Annotated in this window: 14 protein-coding genes; 4 read left to right on the top strand and 10 right to left on the bottom strand. The window is 70.0% G+C overall.

The window, feature by feature from the left end; translation table 11 throughout:
• Nucleotides 1-15: 15 nt before the first annotated feature.
• Entirely contained in the window at nucleotides 16-885 is an 870-nt protein-coding gene (locus AC1DH3_RS12485; protein ID WP_441418647.1) for an SDR family NAD(P)-dependent oxidoreductase, read from the top strand.
• The gene (locus AC1DH3_RS12480; RefSeq protein WP_441418648.1) at nucleotides 882-1,427 is read left to right on the top strand and encodes an NAD(P)H-dependent oxidoreductase; all 546 of its coding nucleotides are present in this window, start codon (nucleotides 882-884) and stop codon (nucleotides 1,425-1,427) included. Before AC1DH3_RS12485 ends, AC1DH3_RS12480 begins: the two co-directional genes overlap by 4 nt.
• A 46-nt stretch (nucleotides 1,428-1,473) precedes the next feature.
• On the opposite strand, the gene AC1DH3_RS12475 is transcribed toward AC1DH3_RS12480, so the two are convergent.
• From AC1DH3_RS12475 to AC1DH3_RS12435, 9 genes are read right to left on the bottom strand one after another with little or no spacing between them, the layout of a single operon-like run.
• Nucleotides 1,474-2,619: an XdhC family protein gene (locus AC1DH3_RS12475; protein ID WP_441418649.1), complete on the bottom strand. Its 1,146-nt coding sequence runs from the start codon at nucleotides 2,617-2,619 to the stop codon at nucleotides 1,474-1,476.
• 10 nt (nucleotides 2,620-2,629) lie between these two features.
• On the bottom strand, nucleotides 2,630-3,376 hold the full coding sequence (locus AC1DH3_RS12470) for an SRPBCC family protein (protein ID WP_441418650.1): 747 nt from the start codon (nucleotides 3,374-3,376) through the stop codon (nucleotides 2,630-2,632).
• Nucleotides 3,376-4,698, bottom strand: a complete 1,323-nt coding sequence (locus tag AC1DH3_RS12465; RefSeq protein WP_441418651.1) for a vWA domain-containing protein — start codon at nucleotides 4,696-4,698, stop codon at nucleotides 3,376-3,378. The genes AC1DH3_RS12470 and AC1DH3_RS12465 overlap by 1 nt, the downstream gene beginning before the upstream one ends.
• Entirely contained in the window at nucleotides 4,691-5,614 is a 924-nt protein-coding gene (locus AC1DH3_RS12460) for an AAA family ATPase (protein ID WP_441418652.1), read from the bottom strand. Before AC1DH3_RS12460 ends, AC1DH3_RS12465 begins: the two co-directional genes overlap by 8 nt.
• Nucleotides 5,611-6,240, bottom strand: a complete 630-nt coding sequence (locus AC1DH3_RS12455; protein WP_441418653.1) for a nucleotidyltransferase family protein — start codon at nucleotides 6,238-6,240, stop codon at nucleotides 5,611-5,613. The genes AC1DH3_RS12460 and AC1DH3_RS12455 overlap by 4 nt, the downstream gene beginning before the upstream one ends.
• Nucleotides 6,224-7,162, bottom strand: coding sequence for an XdhC family protein (locus tag AC1DH3_RS12450; RefSeq protein ID WP_441418654.1), 939 nt, complete (start codon nucleotides 7,160-7,162; stop codon nucleotides 6,224-6,226). The genes AC1DH3_RS12455 and AC1DH3_RS12450 overlap by 17 nt, the downstream gene beginning before the upstream one ends.
• 1 nt (nucleotide 7,163) lies before the next feature.
• Nucleotides 7,164-9,557, bottom strand: a complete 2,394-nt coding sequence (locus AC1DH3_RS12445; RefSeq protein WP_476892603.1) for an aerobic carbon-monoxide dehydrogenase large subunit — start codon at nucleotides 9,555-9,557, stop codon at nucleotides 7,164-7,166.
• A complete protein-coding gene (locus tag AC1DH3_RS12440; protein ID WP_441418656.1) occupies nucleotides 9,554-10,117 on the bottom strand; it encodes a (2Fe-2S)-binding protein in 564 nt (187 codons plus the stop codon). Before AC1DH3_RS12440 ends, AC1DH3_RS12445 begins: the two co-directional genes overlap by 4 nt.
• 5 nt (nucleotides 10,118-10,122) lie before the next feature.
• Nucleotides 10,123-11,025 carry an FAD binding domain-containing protein gene (locus tag AC1DH3_RS12435; protein ID WP_441418657.1) on the bottom strand — a complete coding sequence of 301 codons (903 nt, stop codon included), beginning with the start codon at nucleotides 11,023-11,025 and terminating at the stop codon, nucleotides 10,123-10,125.
• A gap of 118 nt (nucleotides 11,026-11,143) precedes the next feature.
• Between AC1DH3_RS12435 and AC1DH3_RS12430 the strand changes: the two genes are divergently transcribed.
• Together AC1DH3_RS12430 and AC1DH3_RS12425 are read left to right on the top strand one after the other, a co-directional pair.
• Entirely contained in the window at nucleotides 11,144-12,124 is a 981-nt protein-coding gene (locus AC1DH3_RS12430; RefSeq protein ID WP_441418749.1) for a LysR family transcriptional regulator, read from the top strand.
• Nucleotides 12,125-12,247: 123 nt separating this feature from the next.
• Nucleotides 12,248-12,565: a DUF6457 domain-containing protein gene (locus AC1DH3_RS12425; protein ID WP_441418658.1), complete on the top strand. Its 318-nt coding sequence runs from the start codon at nucleotides 12,248-12,250 to the stop codon at nucleotides 12,563-12,565.
• A gap of 84 nt (nucleotides 12,566-12,649) precedes the next feature.
• Here AC1DH3_RS12425 and AC1DH3_RS12420 read toward each other — a convergent pair whose 3' ends face one another.
• On the bottom strand, nucleotides 12,650-15,007 hold the full coding sequence (locus AC1DH3_RS12420; RefSeq protein WP_476909422.1) for an FdhF/YdeP family oxidoreductase: 2,358 nt from the start codon (nucleotides 15,005-15,007) through the stop codon (nucleotides 12,650-12,652).
• Nucleotides 15,008-15,328 lie beyond the last annotated feature (321 nt).

Here is a 15,328-nt window from a genome sequence, read left to right as displayed (position 1 = left end):
CCCCGAATGCGATCCATGGCAGGCAAGACGGTCCTGATCACCGGTGGCACCGGCGGAATCGGGAAGGCCACAGCGCTGGGTCTGGCGGCCCGGGGCGCCCGGGTGGCCATCACGGGACGCGACGCTGACCGGGCGGCGCGGGCAGCGGAGGAGATCCGCACGGTAGCGTCGGCCCCCGTCGAGGTGTTCATCGCAGATTTGTCGTCCCAGCAGGAGGTCCGCCGCCTGGCCGACGAGGTGCTGCAGGCCCTGGACCGCCTCGATGTCCTGGTCAACAATGTGGGCGGATTCTGGAACAGCCGCCGCACCACCGTTGACGGACTCGAACACACCTTCGCGCTCAACCACCTCGCGCCTTTCCTGCTCACCAACCTGCTCCTGGAGCGGTTGCAGGAGAGCGGGCCGGCACGGGTCGTGACAGTCTCCTCAGGGGCCCAGGCCATGGGCCGCATGGACTTCGCGGATCTGCAGGGCGAACACTCCTACTCGGGCCAGCGCGCGTACAACCAATCGAAACTGGCGAATGTCCTGTTCACCTACGGCCTTGCCGCCCGGCTCGCCGGCACCAGGGTGACGGCAAACGCGCTGCACCCCGGGGTGGTGGCGACAGCGTTCGGCGCGGAAGATCCGGGCCGGGTGCAGGCGTTCCTGACGCCGCTGATCCAGCGCTGGATGAAGACTCCGGAGCAAGGCGCCCGGACCTCCATACACCTCGCCTCGGCGCCCGAGCTTGACAATGTCACGGGCCAGTACTTTGCCAACAGCACAGCCAGGAAATCATCAAAACGCAGTTACAACCAGGCCGATGCCGACCTCCTCTGGCGGCTCAGCAGCGCGCTGGTAGGCCTCGAACCCGATTCTGAAAGAAGCACAAACTTTCCATGACCGCACACCGCACGCTCGTCGTCGTCGCCCACCCTGACCTGGCGGCGTCCCGGATCACCGCGCAGCTCGCCGCCGCCATCAGGGACCTCGACGGCGTGACCGTCCGGGAACTCGCCTCCGCGTACCCGGACCGGCGCGTCGACGCCGCCCGGGAGCAGGAACTCCTGCGCGGGCATGACACCATCGTCCTGCAGTTCCCGTGGCACTGGTACTCCGTTCCAGGTGTGCTGAAGGAGTGGATGGACCAGGTGCTCACCTACGGTTTCGCCTACGGCGCCGGCGGGGACGCCCTGCACGGCAAGCGGCTGCAGCTGGTCATCTCCACCGGCGGCCCCGAATCCTCATATACGCCGACGGGGCACAACCGCTTCACCATGGCCGAGCTGCTGCGTCCCCTAGAGGCCACCGCGCACCTCTGCGGCTTGGAAATGGCAGACCCGCTGGTCCTGCATGCGGCCCCGAGGGTGACGGCGGAGGAACTGACCGCGCACGCCGCGCGCTACCGGGAGCTGCTCTCGGCCGTCCCCGCCGCCGCGCGCTGAGCGGTGAGCTTCCTGGGCTGCGGGCAGCCCTGTAGCCGGGCAGCCGCTAGGCCTGCTGCTGCTCGCGGTTCTGTTCCTCGTGGTGGATCCGCTCGTCCAGCTGCCGCAGCGGTTCGCCGCTGCCGCTCCACTGCTTGGCGATGATTTCCGCGGCGATGGACACCGCCGTCTCCTCCGGGGTCCGTGCGCCGAGGTCCAGGCCCACGGGGCTGTGCAGCCGGGCCAGTTCCGCCCCGCCCAGCCCCGCCTCTCGCAGGCGCCTCATTCTGTCCTCGTGGGTACGCCGCGAGCCCATGGCACCGACGAAGGCCACCGGCCGTCCGCGCAGGGCCACCTCCAAGAGCGGAATGTCGAATTTCGGGTCGTGCGTGAGCACGCAGATGACGGTCCGTTCATCCACCAGTCCCTGCTCCTGTTGCCGGGAAAGGTAGCGGTGCGGCCATTCGTTGACCACCTCGGCGGCCTCGGGAAACCTGGCCGGCGTGGCGAATACGGCGCGGGCGTCGCAAACCGTCACCCGGTAGCCCAGGAAGGTCCCGAGCCGCGCGAGTGCCGAGGCGAAGTCAATGGCCCCGAAAACGAGCATCCGCGGCGGCGGGGCGTAACTGGTGAAGAAGACCCGCATCCCGCTGTCCAGCCGCTCCCCGTCGGGACCGTAGCTCAGGATGCCGGTACGCCCCGCAGCCAGGTAACCCTGGCAGTCGTCGCCGACGGCGAGGTTGGCCCGCTCGGAGCCCAGGTTCCCCTCGAAGCCGCCCGGTCGCACTACCAGGTGCCGTCCCAGCCAGCTGCTGTCCGGGTGCTCGATCACCGTGGCAACGCCCACCCGCCTTTCATCCTCAATGTCCTGCCGTACGCCGTCGAGCTCGGCGAAGCGCTGCTGCGAGACCGGCTCGACGAAGATGTCGATTATGCCGCCGCAGGTGAGGCCGACGGCGAACGCGTCGTCGTCGCTGATCCCGTACCGCACCAGCACCGGGACGCCGTCGTCCTTGACCTGGGTGGCCAGCTCGTACACGGCGCCCTCGACGCAGCCGCCGGAAACCGATCCCACGGCGGCACCGCCGGCGGTGACCAGCATCGACGCGCCGGGAAGCCGCGGGGCGGACTTGAACGTGTTCACGACGGTGGCCAGGCCGGCAGTCCTGCCCTGCCGCCAGTCCGGCAGGATGGCCTCCAGCACGTCCCGCATGGGCTTCTCCCTAGAGCCTTCCGCAGAGCCGGAGCATCCGGAGGGCCGAGCGCCGGCCGGCCCAGTAAGCCACGCAGGCCACTGCGGCGACCAGGCCGAGGACTTTGCCGGGGCTGGAGAGCTGGTCGGCAGCGATGCCCTTCGCGAGGCTGAAGGCGTCAAGGCTGCCCGACGACGGCCCTGGTGTTTTGGGCCCCGCCGGTGCGGTGCCTGCGGTTGCGGCAGCGGGAGCCGCCGGCGGAGCGGTGCCCGGCCCTGCGGGAGCGGCAGCGGTCGACGCTGCCGCTACGGTCGGGGACTCTCCGACAGTCGGTTCGGCGAGCATGGCCTGCAGGTTGGCCGCGAAGAGCCCCATCATTTGCTCGGTGACGCTGCCGATCACGCTCTTGCCCATCGCCGCGGCCTTGCCGGAGAGCGCCAGATCGGCACTGACCGTCCCGCGCGTCGTGGTCCCCTCTTCCGCCAGGGCCAGCGTGACCTTGGCTTCCGCGGTGCCCTGGCCGCGGGTTTCCTGCGCCTTGCCGCCGAGTACGGCCCGATGCTCGGCGGCGTTCCGCTCCAGGACGTTGAGCAGGCCCCTGTACTGCATGTTCACCGGGCCCAGCTTCACCGTCATGCCCACCTGGTAGGCGTCGTCGGATAGCTTGTTCAGGATCTGCGCGCCAGGGAGGCAACCGGCCACCCGCTCGAAATCCATCAGCGTGTCCCAGACCTTGCCGATCGGTGCAACCACCGAGAAACTGCTGTCAATCTGCATTAGCTGCTCCCTTGACTTGCGATCACTTGTCTTCCACCTATGCGGCCTGCCGGCACGGGCGGGTCGTCGCCCCGGATTGCCGCCGCCAACTCCGCCAGGGCCGTGAAGCTGTGTCCACTGACGAACGCGTCGCAGTAGGGCAGCGCGGCGGCGATCCCGCCGGCCAACGGCTGATAGTTCGGTGCTGCCTTCCGCGGATTCACCCAGACCACCCGGTGCGCGAGCCTGCGCAGCCGGGCCATCTGGGCCCCGACCTGCGCCGGGTCCTCCTGCGCCCAGCCGTCGGAGAAGACCACCACCACGGCACCCCGGGCCAGGCCGCGGCGGCCGTGCTCGTCCACGAATCTCCGGAGGCTCTCGGCGATCCTGGTGCCGCTGGCCCAGTCGGGTGCGGTGGCGGCCGCCTGCGCAAGGGCCAGGTCCGGGTCGCGCTGGGCCAGTTGCCGGGTCAGGCGCGTCAGCCTGGTGGAGAACACGAAGGCCTCCGCCCCGGCCTTCGCGACGGCGCCCTGCAGCAGCGAGAGGAAAATCCGGGAGTACGGTTCCATCGAGCCGGAGACATCGCAGAGCAGCACCAGCTTGCGGCGTTGCTCGCGGCGCCGGGCGTACAGGAGCTTGGGGGAGTCGTAGCCGGAGCGGCGGGCTGCCCGCACGGTGGCCCGGATGTCCAGGCGTGCGCTGCTGTGCGGCGACTTGCGCGTGCGCCGGCTCAGGCGCACGGGTGTTGCCAGCAGGATCCGGGTGGCCAGCCGGCGGATCTCGGCAGCTTCCGCCTCGGTGAGTTCGGCAAAGTTCATCCCGTGCAGGTGTTCTTCCGTGGACGCCATCGCGAGGACGGCCTCGCGCTCCGGTCCCTGCCGGTCTCCGGCGTCGTCCCGGCCCGCGGCTACCGCGGGGTGCGGCGGCCGGGCGGCGCGGCCCGGCTCGGTCTCTCGACCGGTGTCGGCGGCGGCCCGGGTGTGCGAACCGTCCGCGGGAGGCGGCGCTGCCGGGACCGGGACCGGTTCGCCGGCGTGGCGGTCCAGCGCGGCGGCGGGATCGAAGCCGCCCCGGAAGACGGCGCCAAACACGGCGTCGAACACCGGCAACTGCTCACGGCTGGAGACCAGCACCACCCGCAGCGTCCAGTACAACCGCTCCAGGTTCGTCGGCGGGACCAGCCGGAGTGCCACCGCCAGCCGGGCCGCCCGGTCCGGCGAGCACGTGACGCCCGCGCCCCGCAGGGCCGTGATGAAGGCCGCAGCCAGGGAGGCGGCCTCGACGAACGGCGGGCCGGCGGCCGGCGTCGTGCGCATCGGGAGGGGCTGCCTCGGTTCAGCCATCGGTGCCGTCCACCAGCCAGGCCGCGCCGCGGGAGCCGACGAGCTCCAAGTCGTCGCGGTTTTTCACGATCGAACCCCAGGTCTGTTCGGCCGTCGCGGCGTCGATCCGTTCGATGCCCAGCACCGCGAGCGCCGAGACCCAGTCGATGGCCTCGGAAATCCCGGGCGGCTTGGCCAGGTCCAGGGTCCGCAGCCGCGTGATCACCGCCGCGGCCTGCAGCGCCAGCGGGCCGCTGCTGGCGGGCACCCGGCGGCGCACAATCTCGGCAATCCGGGCCGGTCCGGGGTAGTCGATCCAGTGGTAGAGACAGCGGCGGGTCAGCGCGTCGTGCAGGTCCCGGGTGCGGTTGGAGGTCAGCACCACGATGGGCGGATGCGTGGCGCGGATGGTGCCCAGCTCCGGGATGGTGACCGAGGCCTCCGCGAGCAGCTCAAAGGTGAACGCCTCGAACTCGGCGTCGGCGCGGTCGATCTCATCCAGCAGCAGCACGGCCGGCCGCGGCCCCGGGTGTTCGATGGCCTGCAGCAGCGGCCGGCGCAGCAGGTACTGGGGGCCGAACAGCTCGGCTTCGCTGACCTCGGCGTCGCGCGCCTCGGCCAGCCGGATGCCCAGCAGCTGGCGCTGGTGGTTCCACTCGTAGAGTGCCTCGCCCGCGTCGATCCCCTCGTAGCACTGCAGCCGGTACAGCGGGGTGTCCAGCAGCAGCGCCAGCGTCTTCGCGGCCTCCGTCTTGCCCACGCCGGCCTCTCCCTCGAGCAGGATGGGTTGGGGGAGCCGCACCGCGAGGAACAGTGCGGTGGCGAGCCCGGTGTCGGCCAGGTAGTCGTGCTTGTCCAGGGCCGCCATCAGCGAGGCGACGTCGGGGATCCGCCGCTGAACTTCCGCCTCCGCCCCGGTCCGGGCCGCCGTGTTCACCCGGCCCCCTGCAGCTCGGCCAGCACCCGCCGGTAGTCCTCCTCGGTGTCGACGTCGAGCGGGATGCTGCCCGGCGTGGGAACCTCGACGACGACGTCCGCGCGCTGCTCCAGCAGCTTCCACACGGCCTTGTCGCCATGCAGCGACGCCAGCTCAGGCAGCAGCCGCCGGCCGAAGGCAAGGGGATGGCCGACGCCGTCGTCGTAGCGGCACACCGCCGCTCCGGGACCGTCGGGCCGGGCCAGTGCCTGCAGCAACGGGGGCACGCTCTCCACCCGGATGCCGGGCTGGTCGCCGAGCAGCAGCACCACCGCCTCGGTGCCAGGCCGCAGCACGGCCATCGCCGCGGCAATCGAAGACGAACATCCCTGGCCGTAGTCCGGGTTGAGCGCCACCTCGCAGCCCGTGGTGTCCACGGCCCCGAGGACCTGCTCGGCCGCTCCGCCCAGTGCCAGCACGGTCTGGCCGAACCCGCAGCGCCGGGCGGTCGCAAGCACGGCGTCCAGCAGCACGCCGTCGCCGTAGGGCAGCAGCTGTTTGGGCCGGCCCAGGCGCGCCGACGCCCCGGCCGCGAGGATGACGGCCGCGGTGCCGGCCATGCGGGGTGCTTCAGCTGCTGAGGGCATAGCGCTCCGGATCCTTGCGGAAGGCCGCGCGGCAGCCGGGGGAACAGAAGTACACGGTGGCGCCGTTGTGCTCGAGCTGCAGCGACGATTCGACGGCTGGCACGGACATGCCGCAGACGGGGTCGACCGCGGTTTCCGGTTGCGGGGTGGACGGCGCCGGAACCCCGCCGGCCTGCGCGCTGTGCTGAGCGCCGTCCCGTGCCGCGGCCCGCTCCTGGACCAGCTGGGCGAGGATGGACAGGGCGATTTCGCCGGGGGTGCGGGCGCCCAGTTGAAGGCCGGCCGGGGTGTACACCCGGGAGCGCAGCGCATCGTCCACGTCGAGCGAGTCCAGCACGGCGGCGCCGCGTGATGCGCTCGCCACCAGGGCGACGTAGGGCACGCCGGCGCGCAGCGCGGCTTCGAGGGCACCCTCCTCGGCCTTGCCGTGCGAAGCGACGATCAGGGCGGCGTCGTCCGGGCGGGGTTCGGCCGCCCCGCCGTCGGCGAGCTCAACGTCGAAACCCACCCGGGACCCCAGCGCGGCCAAGGCCTGCGCCACCGGCGCGGCCCCGACCACCACAACCCGGGGCGCAGGGAGGCGCGGCTGGAGGAAGATCTCGATCGCACCGCCGCTCAGGCACGGGTTGGACACCTCGACGGCGCCTTCCTCGGCCCGGCGGGACAGCTCCCCGGGCAGGACGCGCAGCAACAGGGGTTCCCCGGAGGAGAGCACCTGCAGGCCGTACTCCCGGACCGAGGACTCTACGCAGTTCCCGCCGACGAAGCCCTGGATCTCGCCGCCGGGCAGCACCAGGGCGGTGTCCCCGGCGCGGGCGCTGGTGGGATGCTGGGCGCGGACCACCGTGGCGTGCACGAACGGCTCCCGGCGGGCGGTGAGTTCGGCGGCCCGGGCGGCAAGGGATTCTGCGGCGGTGGTCATCTCAGATCGGCGGCCTTGCCCGGCCCTGCATGGCTGCCCAGACCCTGGCCGGTGTGCACGGCATGTCCATGTGGGTGACCCCGAATGGCGCCAACGCGTCGACCACCGCGTTCACGATCGCCGGCGGCGAGCCGACCGTGGCGGACTCGCCGATGCCTTTCGCGCCGATGGGGTGGTGCGGGGAGGGCGTGACCGTGAACCCGGTCTCCCAGTCCGGCACTTCCATGGCCGTGGGGATCAGGTAGTCCATGAAGGAGCCGCCCAGGTTGTTGCCGTCCGCGTCGAACTCGATGATCTCCATCAGGGCCATCCCGACGCCGTCGGTCAGGCCGCCGTGGACCTGGCCTTCGATGATCATCGGGTTGATCCGGGTCCCGCAGTCGTCCACCGCGATGAAGCGCCGCACCACGACGCGCCCGGTGCCCGGGTCGACGTCGACGACGCAGATGTAGGCGCCGAAGGGGAAGGTCAGGTTGGGCGGGTCGTAGGTGACTTCCGCGTCGAGGTTGCCGTCGACGCCTTCAGGCAGCGTCATGGTCCCGTGGGCCGCCATCGCGATGTCCTCGATGGTCTTCCCGGCGGTGGGATCGCCCTTCACGAACCAGCGGCCCTTTTCCCATTCGAGGTCCTCCGGGCGGGTCTCCAGCATGGCCGCGGCAATCAGCTTCGCCTTCTCGCGCACCTTGCGCGCCACGAGCGCCACCGCGCCGCCGCTGACCGGCGTCGAGCGGCTCCCGTAGGTTCCCAGCCCGAACGGCGTCTGATCGGTGTCGCCGTGGACGACGTCGATGTTCTCCGGCGGGATGCCGAGTTCCTCCGCGACGATCTGGGCAAAGGTGGTTTCGTGGCCTTGGCCCTGGCTTTGCACCGACAGCCGCACGACGGCCTTGCCGGTGGGGTGCACCCGCAGCTCGGCGCCGTCGGCCATGCCCAGGCCGACGATGTCGAAGTGCTTGCGCGGCCCGGCGCCAACGACTTCGGTGAAGAAGGAGAGTCCGATGCCCATCAGCTCGCCTCTGGCCCGCTTCTCACGTTGTTCGCGTCGAAGGTCCTCGTAGCCGGCCAGCTGCATGGACAGCCGCATGGCCGCCTCGTAGTTGCCCGAGTCGTAGACCCAACCGGTCTTGTTCGCGTAGGGGAACTGCTCGGGTTTGATGAAGTTCTTCAGCCGCAGCTCCGCGGGGTCCATCTCCAGCTTCCGGGCGAGGATGTCGACCATCCGCTCCACGAGGTACACGGCCTCGGTGACGCGGAAGGAGCAGGCGTAGGCAACCCCGCCTGGCGCCTTGTTGGTGTAGACGCCGGTCACCTTGCAGTGGGCGGCCTGCAGGTCGTAGCTGCCGGTAAAGATGGAGAAGAAGCCGGCCGGGTTCTTGGTGGGCTGGGCGGTGGCGTTGAACGCGCCGTGGTCGGCCAGCACGTTGGTGCGCAGGGCCAGGATCTTCCCGTCCTTGGTCGCGGCGATTTCGCCCGTCATGATGTAGTCGCGGGCGAAGGAGGTGGACATCAGGTTCTCGGAGCGGTCCTCCACCCACTTCACCGGCCGCCCGGTGACGATGGACCCGACGACGGCGAGGATGTAGCCCGGGTAGATGCCGACCTTGTTGCCGAAGCCGCCGCCGATGTCCGGGGACACGATCCGGATCTTGTGCTCCGGGATGCCGGCCACGATCGCGAAGAGCGTGCGGTGCGCGTGCGGAGCCTGGGTGGTCTCGTAGAGGGTCAGTTTGCCGTCCACGGGGTCGAAGTCGGCGACGGCGCCGCAGGTCTCCATCGGGGCCGGGTGCACGCGGGGGTACACCATCTCCTGGCTCACGACGACGTCGGCGCTTGCGAACACGGCGTCGGTCTCGGCAGCGCTGCCCATCTCCCAGTCGAAGATCTTGTTGTCCGTCCGGCCGGCAATTTCGTCCCGGATGAGCGGGGCGTCGGCGTCGAGGGCCTTGCGCGCGTCGACCAGGGGCGGCAGCACATCGTATTCGACGTCGATCAGTTCCAGCGCGTCGCGGGCGGCATACCGGTCTTCGGCCACCACGAACGCGACCTCCTGGCCCTGGAACCGGACCTTATCCGTGACCAGCACGGCTTGGACGTCGGCGGAGAGGGTCGGCGCCCAGGCGAGCTTGAGGCCCTCCAGGTCCTTGCCGGTGATGACGGCGAGCACCTTGGGGTGGGCCAGGGCGTTGGTGGTGTCGATCGACACGAGCCGTGCGTGGGCCACGGGGGCGCGCAGGATGGCGCCATGCAGCATTCCGGGCAGCACGAGGTCGTCGATGTAGTGGCCCTTGCCGCGGACGAAGCGGGGGTCCTCCTTGCGCTGGATGCGGCCGTAGCCGATTGGCCGGTCCGCGTCGCCGGCAGCGGGGTTGGTCTCCCGCTCATGGATGACGGTCATGCCTTCACCTCTGAGTCTTCGGTTTCCGTGGCGACGTCCGCCACCACGGTGTCGGTCCCGTCGAGGACCTCGTCGGCCCCTTCGCCGCCGCCGGCGGCGGGCGCCGGATGGGCCGCCGCCCACTGCACCGAGCGGACGATCGTCGCATAGCCGGTGCACCGGCAAATCTGACCGGAGATGGCCTGCCGGATCTCGCCGTCGTCCGGGTGCGGGTTCTTATCCAGCAGGGCGCGCGCGGTGAGCATCATGCCCGGGGTGCAGAAGCCGCACTGCAGCCCGTGTTCCTCCATGAAGCCCTGCTGCACGGGGTCGAGCGTGGTCCCGGCGGCGAGACCCTCGACGGTGCGGATGTCGTGCCCGGCGGCCATCGCGGCGAGGACGGTGCAGGACTTCACCGGCTGGCCGTCCATCAGGACCACGCAGGTCCCGCAGTTGCTCGTGTCGCAGCCCCAGTGGGTACCGGTCAGTCCGAGCACCTCGCGGATGTAGTGGACCAGGAGCACGCGGGGTTCGATGTCGGAGGTAACTTCGTTGCCGTTCACGGTCATGCTGATCTGCATGCGCTTCAGCCTTCCTGTGTCTTGGGGGCCGTCTGGCCGGCGTTCTGGCCGGCGCGGGCGCAGGCCTGCCGCAGGACGCGCCGGGTGAGTTCGTCGGCCAGGTGCCGTTTGTAGTCGACCGGTCCGCGCTGGTCCGCCACCGGGTCGCAGGCCGCCGCGGCCAGCCCGCCGGCGTCGGCGAACAGCTCTTCCGAGGGGCGCTTGCCGCGCAGCAGTCCGGCGGCGTCGGCGATGGTGTGGTCCAGGCCCAGTGCGGTCAGCCCGATGGCGGCATCGGCGATGCTGCCGTCCTCCGCGAGGGTCACGGATGCTCCCGCGGCCCCGACGGCCCAGTCGCCCACGCGCCGCTCCACCTTCTCGTAGGCGCTGCCGGAACGGGCCTTGATGGGGATGCGGACCTCGCACAGCAGCTCGTCCTGGCCGACGGCGGTCTGGTACGGGCCGCGGTGGAAGTCCTGCATGGCCAGGCTGCGCTCGCCGCCGGGGCCGCGGACCACGGCGACGGCGCCGAGGACGTCGCACACCGTGGAGAGATCCTCGGCGGGGTCGGCTTGGCACAGTGAGCCGCCGATGGTGCCCCGGTTGCGGACCACCGGGTCCGCGATCACCAGCTCCGCGTCCCGGACGATCGGGAAGAGCCGGGCGATCTCGTCCGATTCCAGCAGCGTGGTGTGGCGGGTCAGCGCGCCGATGCGTAGTTCCGCGCCGTCGCGCAGGATGAAGTCGAGTTCGAAGAGGTCGTTGATGTCGATCAGCCATTCAGGCCGGGAAAGCCGGAGCTTCATCATCGGGAGCAGGCTGTGGCCGCCGGCGATGACCCGCGACTCGGGACCGTGGCGTGCCAGAAGCTCGAGTGCGTCCTCCACCGTGGTGGCCCGAACGTAGTCGAATGGAGCCGGAATCTGCATAGTCCCACCTCACTCCAAGGCGCGGGCAACGCCGCCCGGCGCCGATTAACGCAAGTCTTGCCCCGCCCCGATGAGGGTGTCAACATCGTCATAAGCGAAAGGTTATGAAGCCGTGTCGATGACGTTGAGCCAGCTGCGGACGTTCGCGCTGGTCGCACGCCTGGGCTCCCTCCACGCCGCCGCAGCCGCCCTCGGGGTCAGCGAGCCGGCCGTGTCCGCGGCCCTCGCGGCGCTTCGGCAGGACCTGGGCGACCCCTTGTTTGTCCGGGCCTCGGGCGGGATCACCCTGACGCCCGGCGGGCGGGCCCTGGCGGACTATGCCCAGGACATCGTCGGGCTCGCGGACCAGGCCCGCTGGGAGGTCGGCAATGCCAAGAACGACGCCGGCCGGCTGAAGATCGCCGCCACCGCGCCGTTTGCCGAGCACGCTGCCGGCCGGCTGCTGGACCTGTTCACCAAGCGGGTACCGGGTGCCTCGGTGGACGTCGTCGCCGAAGCCGCCGAGGACCTGGCCGGGCTGCTGCTGGAGCGCGCCTACGACATCGCCCTGGGCGCCAGGCCGCCCGCGCCCGCCGGCAGCCCCGCGTCCGTCCCGGGCCTGGTGTCCGTCCCGTTCCTCCGCTACCAGCGGGCCTTCGTGGCGGCCCCGGCCGATCCGCTGGGGCGGGTGCACGGCCCGCTCGCGGTGGAACGGTTGCTGGGCAGGCCCTGGTTCGCCGGTCCCGCGGGAATCCTGGAAAGTTCGGAGGAAGGCCGCTGGCTCGCGTCGCTGGGCATCGCCCCGGAGATCATCAGGCTCAGCAGCGAGACCGAGGCCCTTGCGGCCGTGCGCGCGGGGGAGGGAACCATGCTGGCCCTGGGGCACATCGTCCACGCCGAAGTCGCCAACGGGACGCTGGTGCGGCTGCCCGTCGTCGGAACCCCGGTGGCCGGCCTGTGGTGGGCCAGCACGCTGGACCAGCACAGGACCACCACCATGGCCCAGACCCTGCAGCGCTTCGTCGGCACGGCCGACGCCACCGCGGCGATGGTCGCCCATGGCGGCTCGCGCGGGCTGGAGCGCCGCGGCTCGAAATTTCATGTCGCCCTGTGGAGTTGACGGCCGGGGGAGCCGGCGACTTGGCGGTGAGCGGCTGTGTCGCGTTGCACATTGGCCGGAATCGGTGCTACCCCTTGAGGGACACCCGCTTGACCCCAAGCACCCCACGATGAGGAGTAGCACATGACTTTGCCCCGAGATGAAGACAGCTCGCTGCGGCACTGGAGCGCCCGACTGATCCAGGCCCTGCAGATCCTGGATCTGGAAGTCGACCACGACAAGATCGTCGAAGTCGCGGACGAGTCACTGAAGGCGGTCGGGCCGCACGCGGACGCCATCAGCGCTTTCATCGTCGGTTACGCCGCCGGGACGGCGTCCACCAACGGCCGCAAGAGCACCCAGGAGGCGGTACACGCCGCGTCCAACAAGGTCATCGAGCTGTGCGAAAACGGTGAGGCCGGCGGCCCGGACGAGGAGGGCTGGGCCAAGCGGGCCCAGTAACACCGGAGCAGTAGCGCAAAGAGAGCAGGCCGCGTCCCCACCGGGGGCGCGGCCTGCCTGCGTTTGGCGGAGGTGCCGGCGGGCCTAGGCCGGCACGGTGACTCCCGGGGCTGCATGAAGCCGGGCCGGGCTGTCCGGCGACTGGTCCAGGCTCGGCTCAAGGCGCACGATGACGGCCTTCGAGATCGGCGTGTTGCTGCCCTCTGCCGTGTGGTTCAGTGGCACCAGCACGTTGGCTTCGGGGTAGTACGCGGCGGCGCAGCCCCGGGCCGTCGGGTAGGAGACCACGCGGAACTTGCGCAGCACACGCTCGACGCCGTCCTGGTACTGGCCGTGGATGTCCACAAACAGCCCGTCGGCCAGGCCCAGCTCGGTCAGGTCCTCCGGATTCACGAACACCACGTGGCGGCCCTTCTTGATGCCCCGGTAGCGGTCGTTGTGGCCGTAGATGGTGGTGTTGAACTGGTCGTGCGAGCGCATGCTCTGCAGGATCAGGGTGCCCTCCGGCCGCTCCACGTGTTCGAGTTCGTTCACCGTGAGCACGGCCTTGCCGGTCGGCGTCGGGAAGGTGCGCGAGTCCCGGGGTCCGTTCTCAAGGATGAAGCCGCCTTCCTGGCGGATCCTGGTGTTGTAGTCCTCGCAGCCGCCTATGACCCGCGAAATGTGGTCGCGGATCAGGTCGTAGTTCTTCTCGTAACCATCCCAGTCCGCCTTGATCTTGTCGCCGACGAGGGCTTTGCCGAGCCGGCTGAGGATGGCCGGTTCGGAGAGCAGGTGGTGTGAAACGGGCTCCACGCTGCCCCATGAGGGGTGGACCGCGCAGACCGTGTCCTCGACCGAGACGAACTGCTCGCCGGATTCCTGGATGTCGATCTCGCTCCGGCCCATGGTGGGCAGGATCAGGGCCTCGGCGCCCGTCACCACATGCGAGCGGTTGAGCTTGGTGGAGACCTGGATGGACATTTCCGTCCCGGCCATCGCGGCCTCGGCCGCGTTGGTGTCGGAAATGGCGCCGACGAAGTTGCCGCCGACGGCCATGAAGACCTTGATCTCGCCGTCCTGCATCTTGTTGATGGTCTCGACCGCGTCCACGCCGTGCTCGCGGGGCGGTTCGAAGTCGAATTCCTCGCCGAGGGCTTCCATGAAGGACTGCGGCATCTGTTCCCAGATGCCCATCGTGCGGTCGCCCTGCACGTTGCTGTGGCCGCGGATGGGTGAGGCGCCCGCGCCGGGCTTGCCCATGTTGCCGCGCAGCAGGAGCAGGTTGATGATTTCCTTGATCGTGGCCACGCCCTTCTTCTGCTGCGTGATCCCCATGGCCCAGGTGATGATGACCTTCTCGGCCGTCAGGTAGCGGGTGGCAAGCTCGTCGATCTCCTCGGTGCGCAGCCCGGTCGCTTCCAGCACCGCCTGCTCGTCCAGCAGGGCCAGGTGTTCCTTGAGCTCCTCGAGCCCTTCGCAGTGCTCGGCGAGGAAAGCGTGGTCCAGGACCGTGCCGGGGTTCTTCGCTTCGGCGTCGAGCACCCGCTTGGAGACGGCCTGCAGCAGGGCCATGTCCCCGCCGATCCGGATGTGCAGGAACTGGTCGGCGATGGACGTGCCGCGGCCGATGATGCCCTTGACCTTCTGCGGGTTCTTGTAGCGGTGCAGCCCGGCCTCGGGGAGCGGGTTGACAGCGACAATTTCGCCGCCGTTCTCCTTGCAGTTCTCCAGCTCGGTGAGCATGCGCGGATGGTTGGTGCCCGGGTTCTGGCCCATGATGATGATCAGGTCCGCGTCGGCGTAATCGTCGAAGTTGACCGTGGCCTTGCCGATGCCGATGGTCTGGCCCATCGCCCAGCCGGAGGACTCGTGGCACATGTTGGAGCAGTCCGGCAGGTTGTTGGTGCCGTAGCCACGGACCAGCAGCTGGTACAGGAAGGCAGCTTCGTTGGAGGTGCGGCCGCTGGTGTAGAAGGAGGCCTCATCCGGGGAGTCCAGGCCCTTGAGCTTCTCCGTGATGATCCGGATGGCGTCGTCCCAGCTGATCGGCTTGTAGTGGTCCTCGCCGCTGGGCTTATAGACCGGCTCGGTCAGCCGGCCCTGCATGCCCAGCCAGTAGTCCGAGCGGTCGCGGAGTTCACTCACCGAGTGCTCCGCCCAGAACGACGTCGGGATGACCACCGGAGTCGCTTCCCAGGTGACAGCCTTCGCGCCGTTCTCGCAGAATTCGAAGGCCTTCCGGTGATGCGGGTCCGGCCAGGCGCAGCTCGGGCAGTCGAAGCCGTCCTTCTGGTTCATCTTCATGACCGTCTTGCGCGTGCGGTTCAGCCCCATCTGCTCAATGGCAGGCTTCATGGAGTGGTAGACGCCCGGGACGCCGGCGGCCCAGTGCTTCGGCCCGTCGCCGACCTCCAGGTCCTTTTCGTTCTCTTCTTCAACGCGCGGAGTCTTACGAGTCACGACAACTTCCCTTCTGCAGACGCCGCCGGTAGCCCGGCGGCCGGCACAACTACCTCTAGGCACCCTACCTGCCCTCTTGTGACAGGCCTATCAGCTTGCCCGGAGCGCCGCAAGGAAATGGGCAGGCGCCGACGGCGGCCGGACTCCAGATTTTCCCAAGGTCCGTCCCCGATGCTGGCACCACCATCAGCGTCCGCAGGCAGAAGCGCGGCATCCGACCGCGGACGTCCAGCCGCGGCAGAACTGCCAGGGGCCGGGTCCGGGACGCTTGAGATGGGACCGCCGGCTGCCGGGTTCCCAGCGACCCGGCAGCCGGCCCGC

The sequence above is a fragment of the Arthrobacter sp. 05L428 genome (genome assembly GCF_056397665.1).
This window is presented reverse-complemented; position numbering and strand designations above follow the sequence as displayed.

Excerpts from the sequence above, each read along its gene's own strand:
- AC1DH3_RS12485 (WP_441418647.1), top strand. The coding sequence starts at position 16 with ATGGCAGGCAAGACGGTCCTGATCACCGGTGGCACCGGCGGAATCGGG.
- AC1DH3_RS12480 (WP_441418648.1), top strand. The coding sequence starts at position 882 with ATGACCGCACACCGCACGCTCGTCGTCGTCGCCCACCCTGACCTGGCG.
- AC1DH3_RS12475 (WP_441418649.1), bottom strand. The coding sequence starts at position 2,619 with ATGCGGGACGTGCTGGAGGCCATCCTGCCGGACTGGCGGCAGGGCAGG.
- AC1DH3_RS12470 (WP_441418650.1), bottom strand. The coding sequence starts at position 3,376 with ATGCAGATTGACAGCAGTTTCTCGGTGGTTGCACCGATCGGCAAGGTC.
- AC1DH3_RS12465 (WP_441418651.1), bottom strand. The coding sequence starts at position 4,698 with ATGGCTGAACCGAGGCAGCCCCTCCCGATGCGCACGACGCCGGCCGCC.
- AC1DH3_RS12455 (WP_441418653.1), bottom strand. The coding sequence starts at position 6,240 with ATGCCCTCAGCAGCTGAAGCACCCCGCATGGCCGGCACCGCGGCCGTC.
- AC1DH3_RS12450 (WP_441418654.1), bottom strand. The coding sequence starts at position 7,162 with ATGACCACCGCCGCAGAATCCCTTGCCGCCCGGGCCGCCGAACTCACC.
- AC1DH3_RS12445 (WP_476892603.1), bottom strand. The coding sequence starts at position 9,557 with ATGACCGTCATCCATGAGCGGGAGACCAACCCCGCTGCCGGCGACGCG.
- AC1DH3_RS12440 (WP_441418656.1), bottom strand. The coding sequence starts at position 10,117 with ATGCAGATCAGCATGACCGTGAACGGCAACGAAGTTACCTCCGACATC.
- AC1DH3_RS12435 (WP_441418657.1), bottom strand. The coding sequence starts at position 11,025 with ATGCAGATTCCGGCTCCATTCGACTACGTTCGGGCCACCACGGTGGAG.
- AC1DH3_RS12430 (WP_441418749.1), top strand. The coding sequence starts at position 11,144 with ATGACGTTGAGCCAGCTGCGGACGTTCGCGCTGGTCGCACGCCTGGGC.
- AC1DH3_RS12425 (WP_441418658.1), top strand. The coding sequence starts at position 12,248 with ATGACTTTGCCCCGAGATGAAGACAGCTCGCTGCGGCACTGGAGCGCC.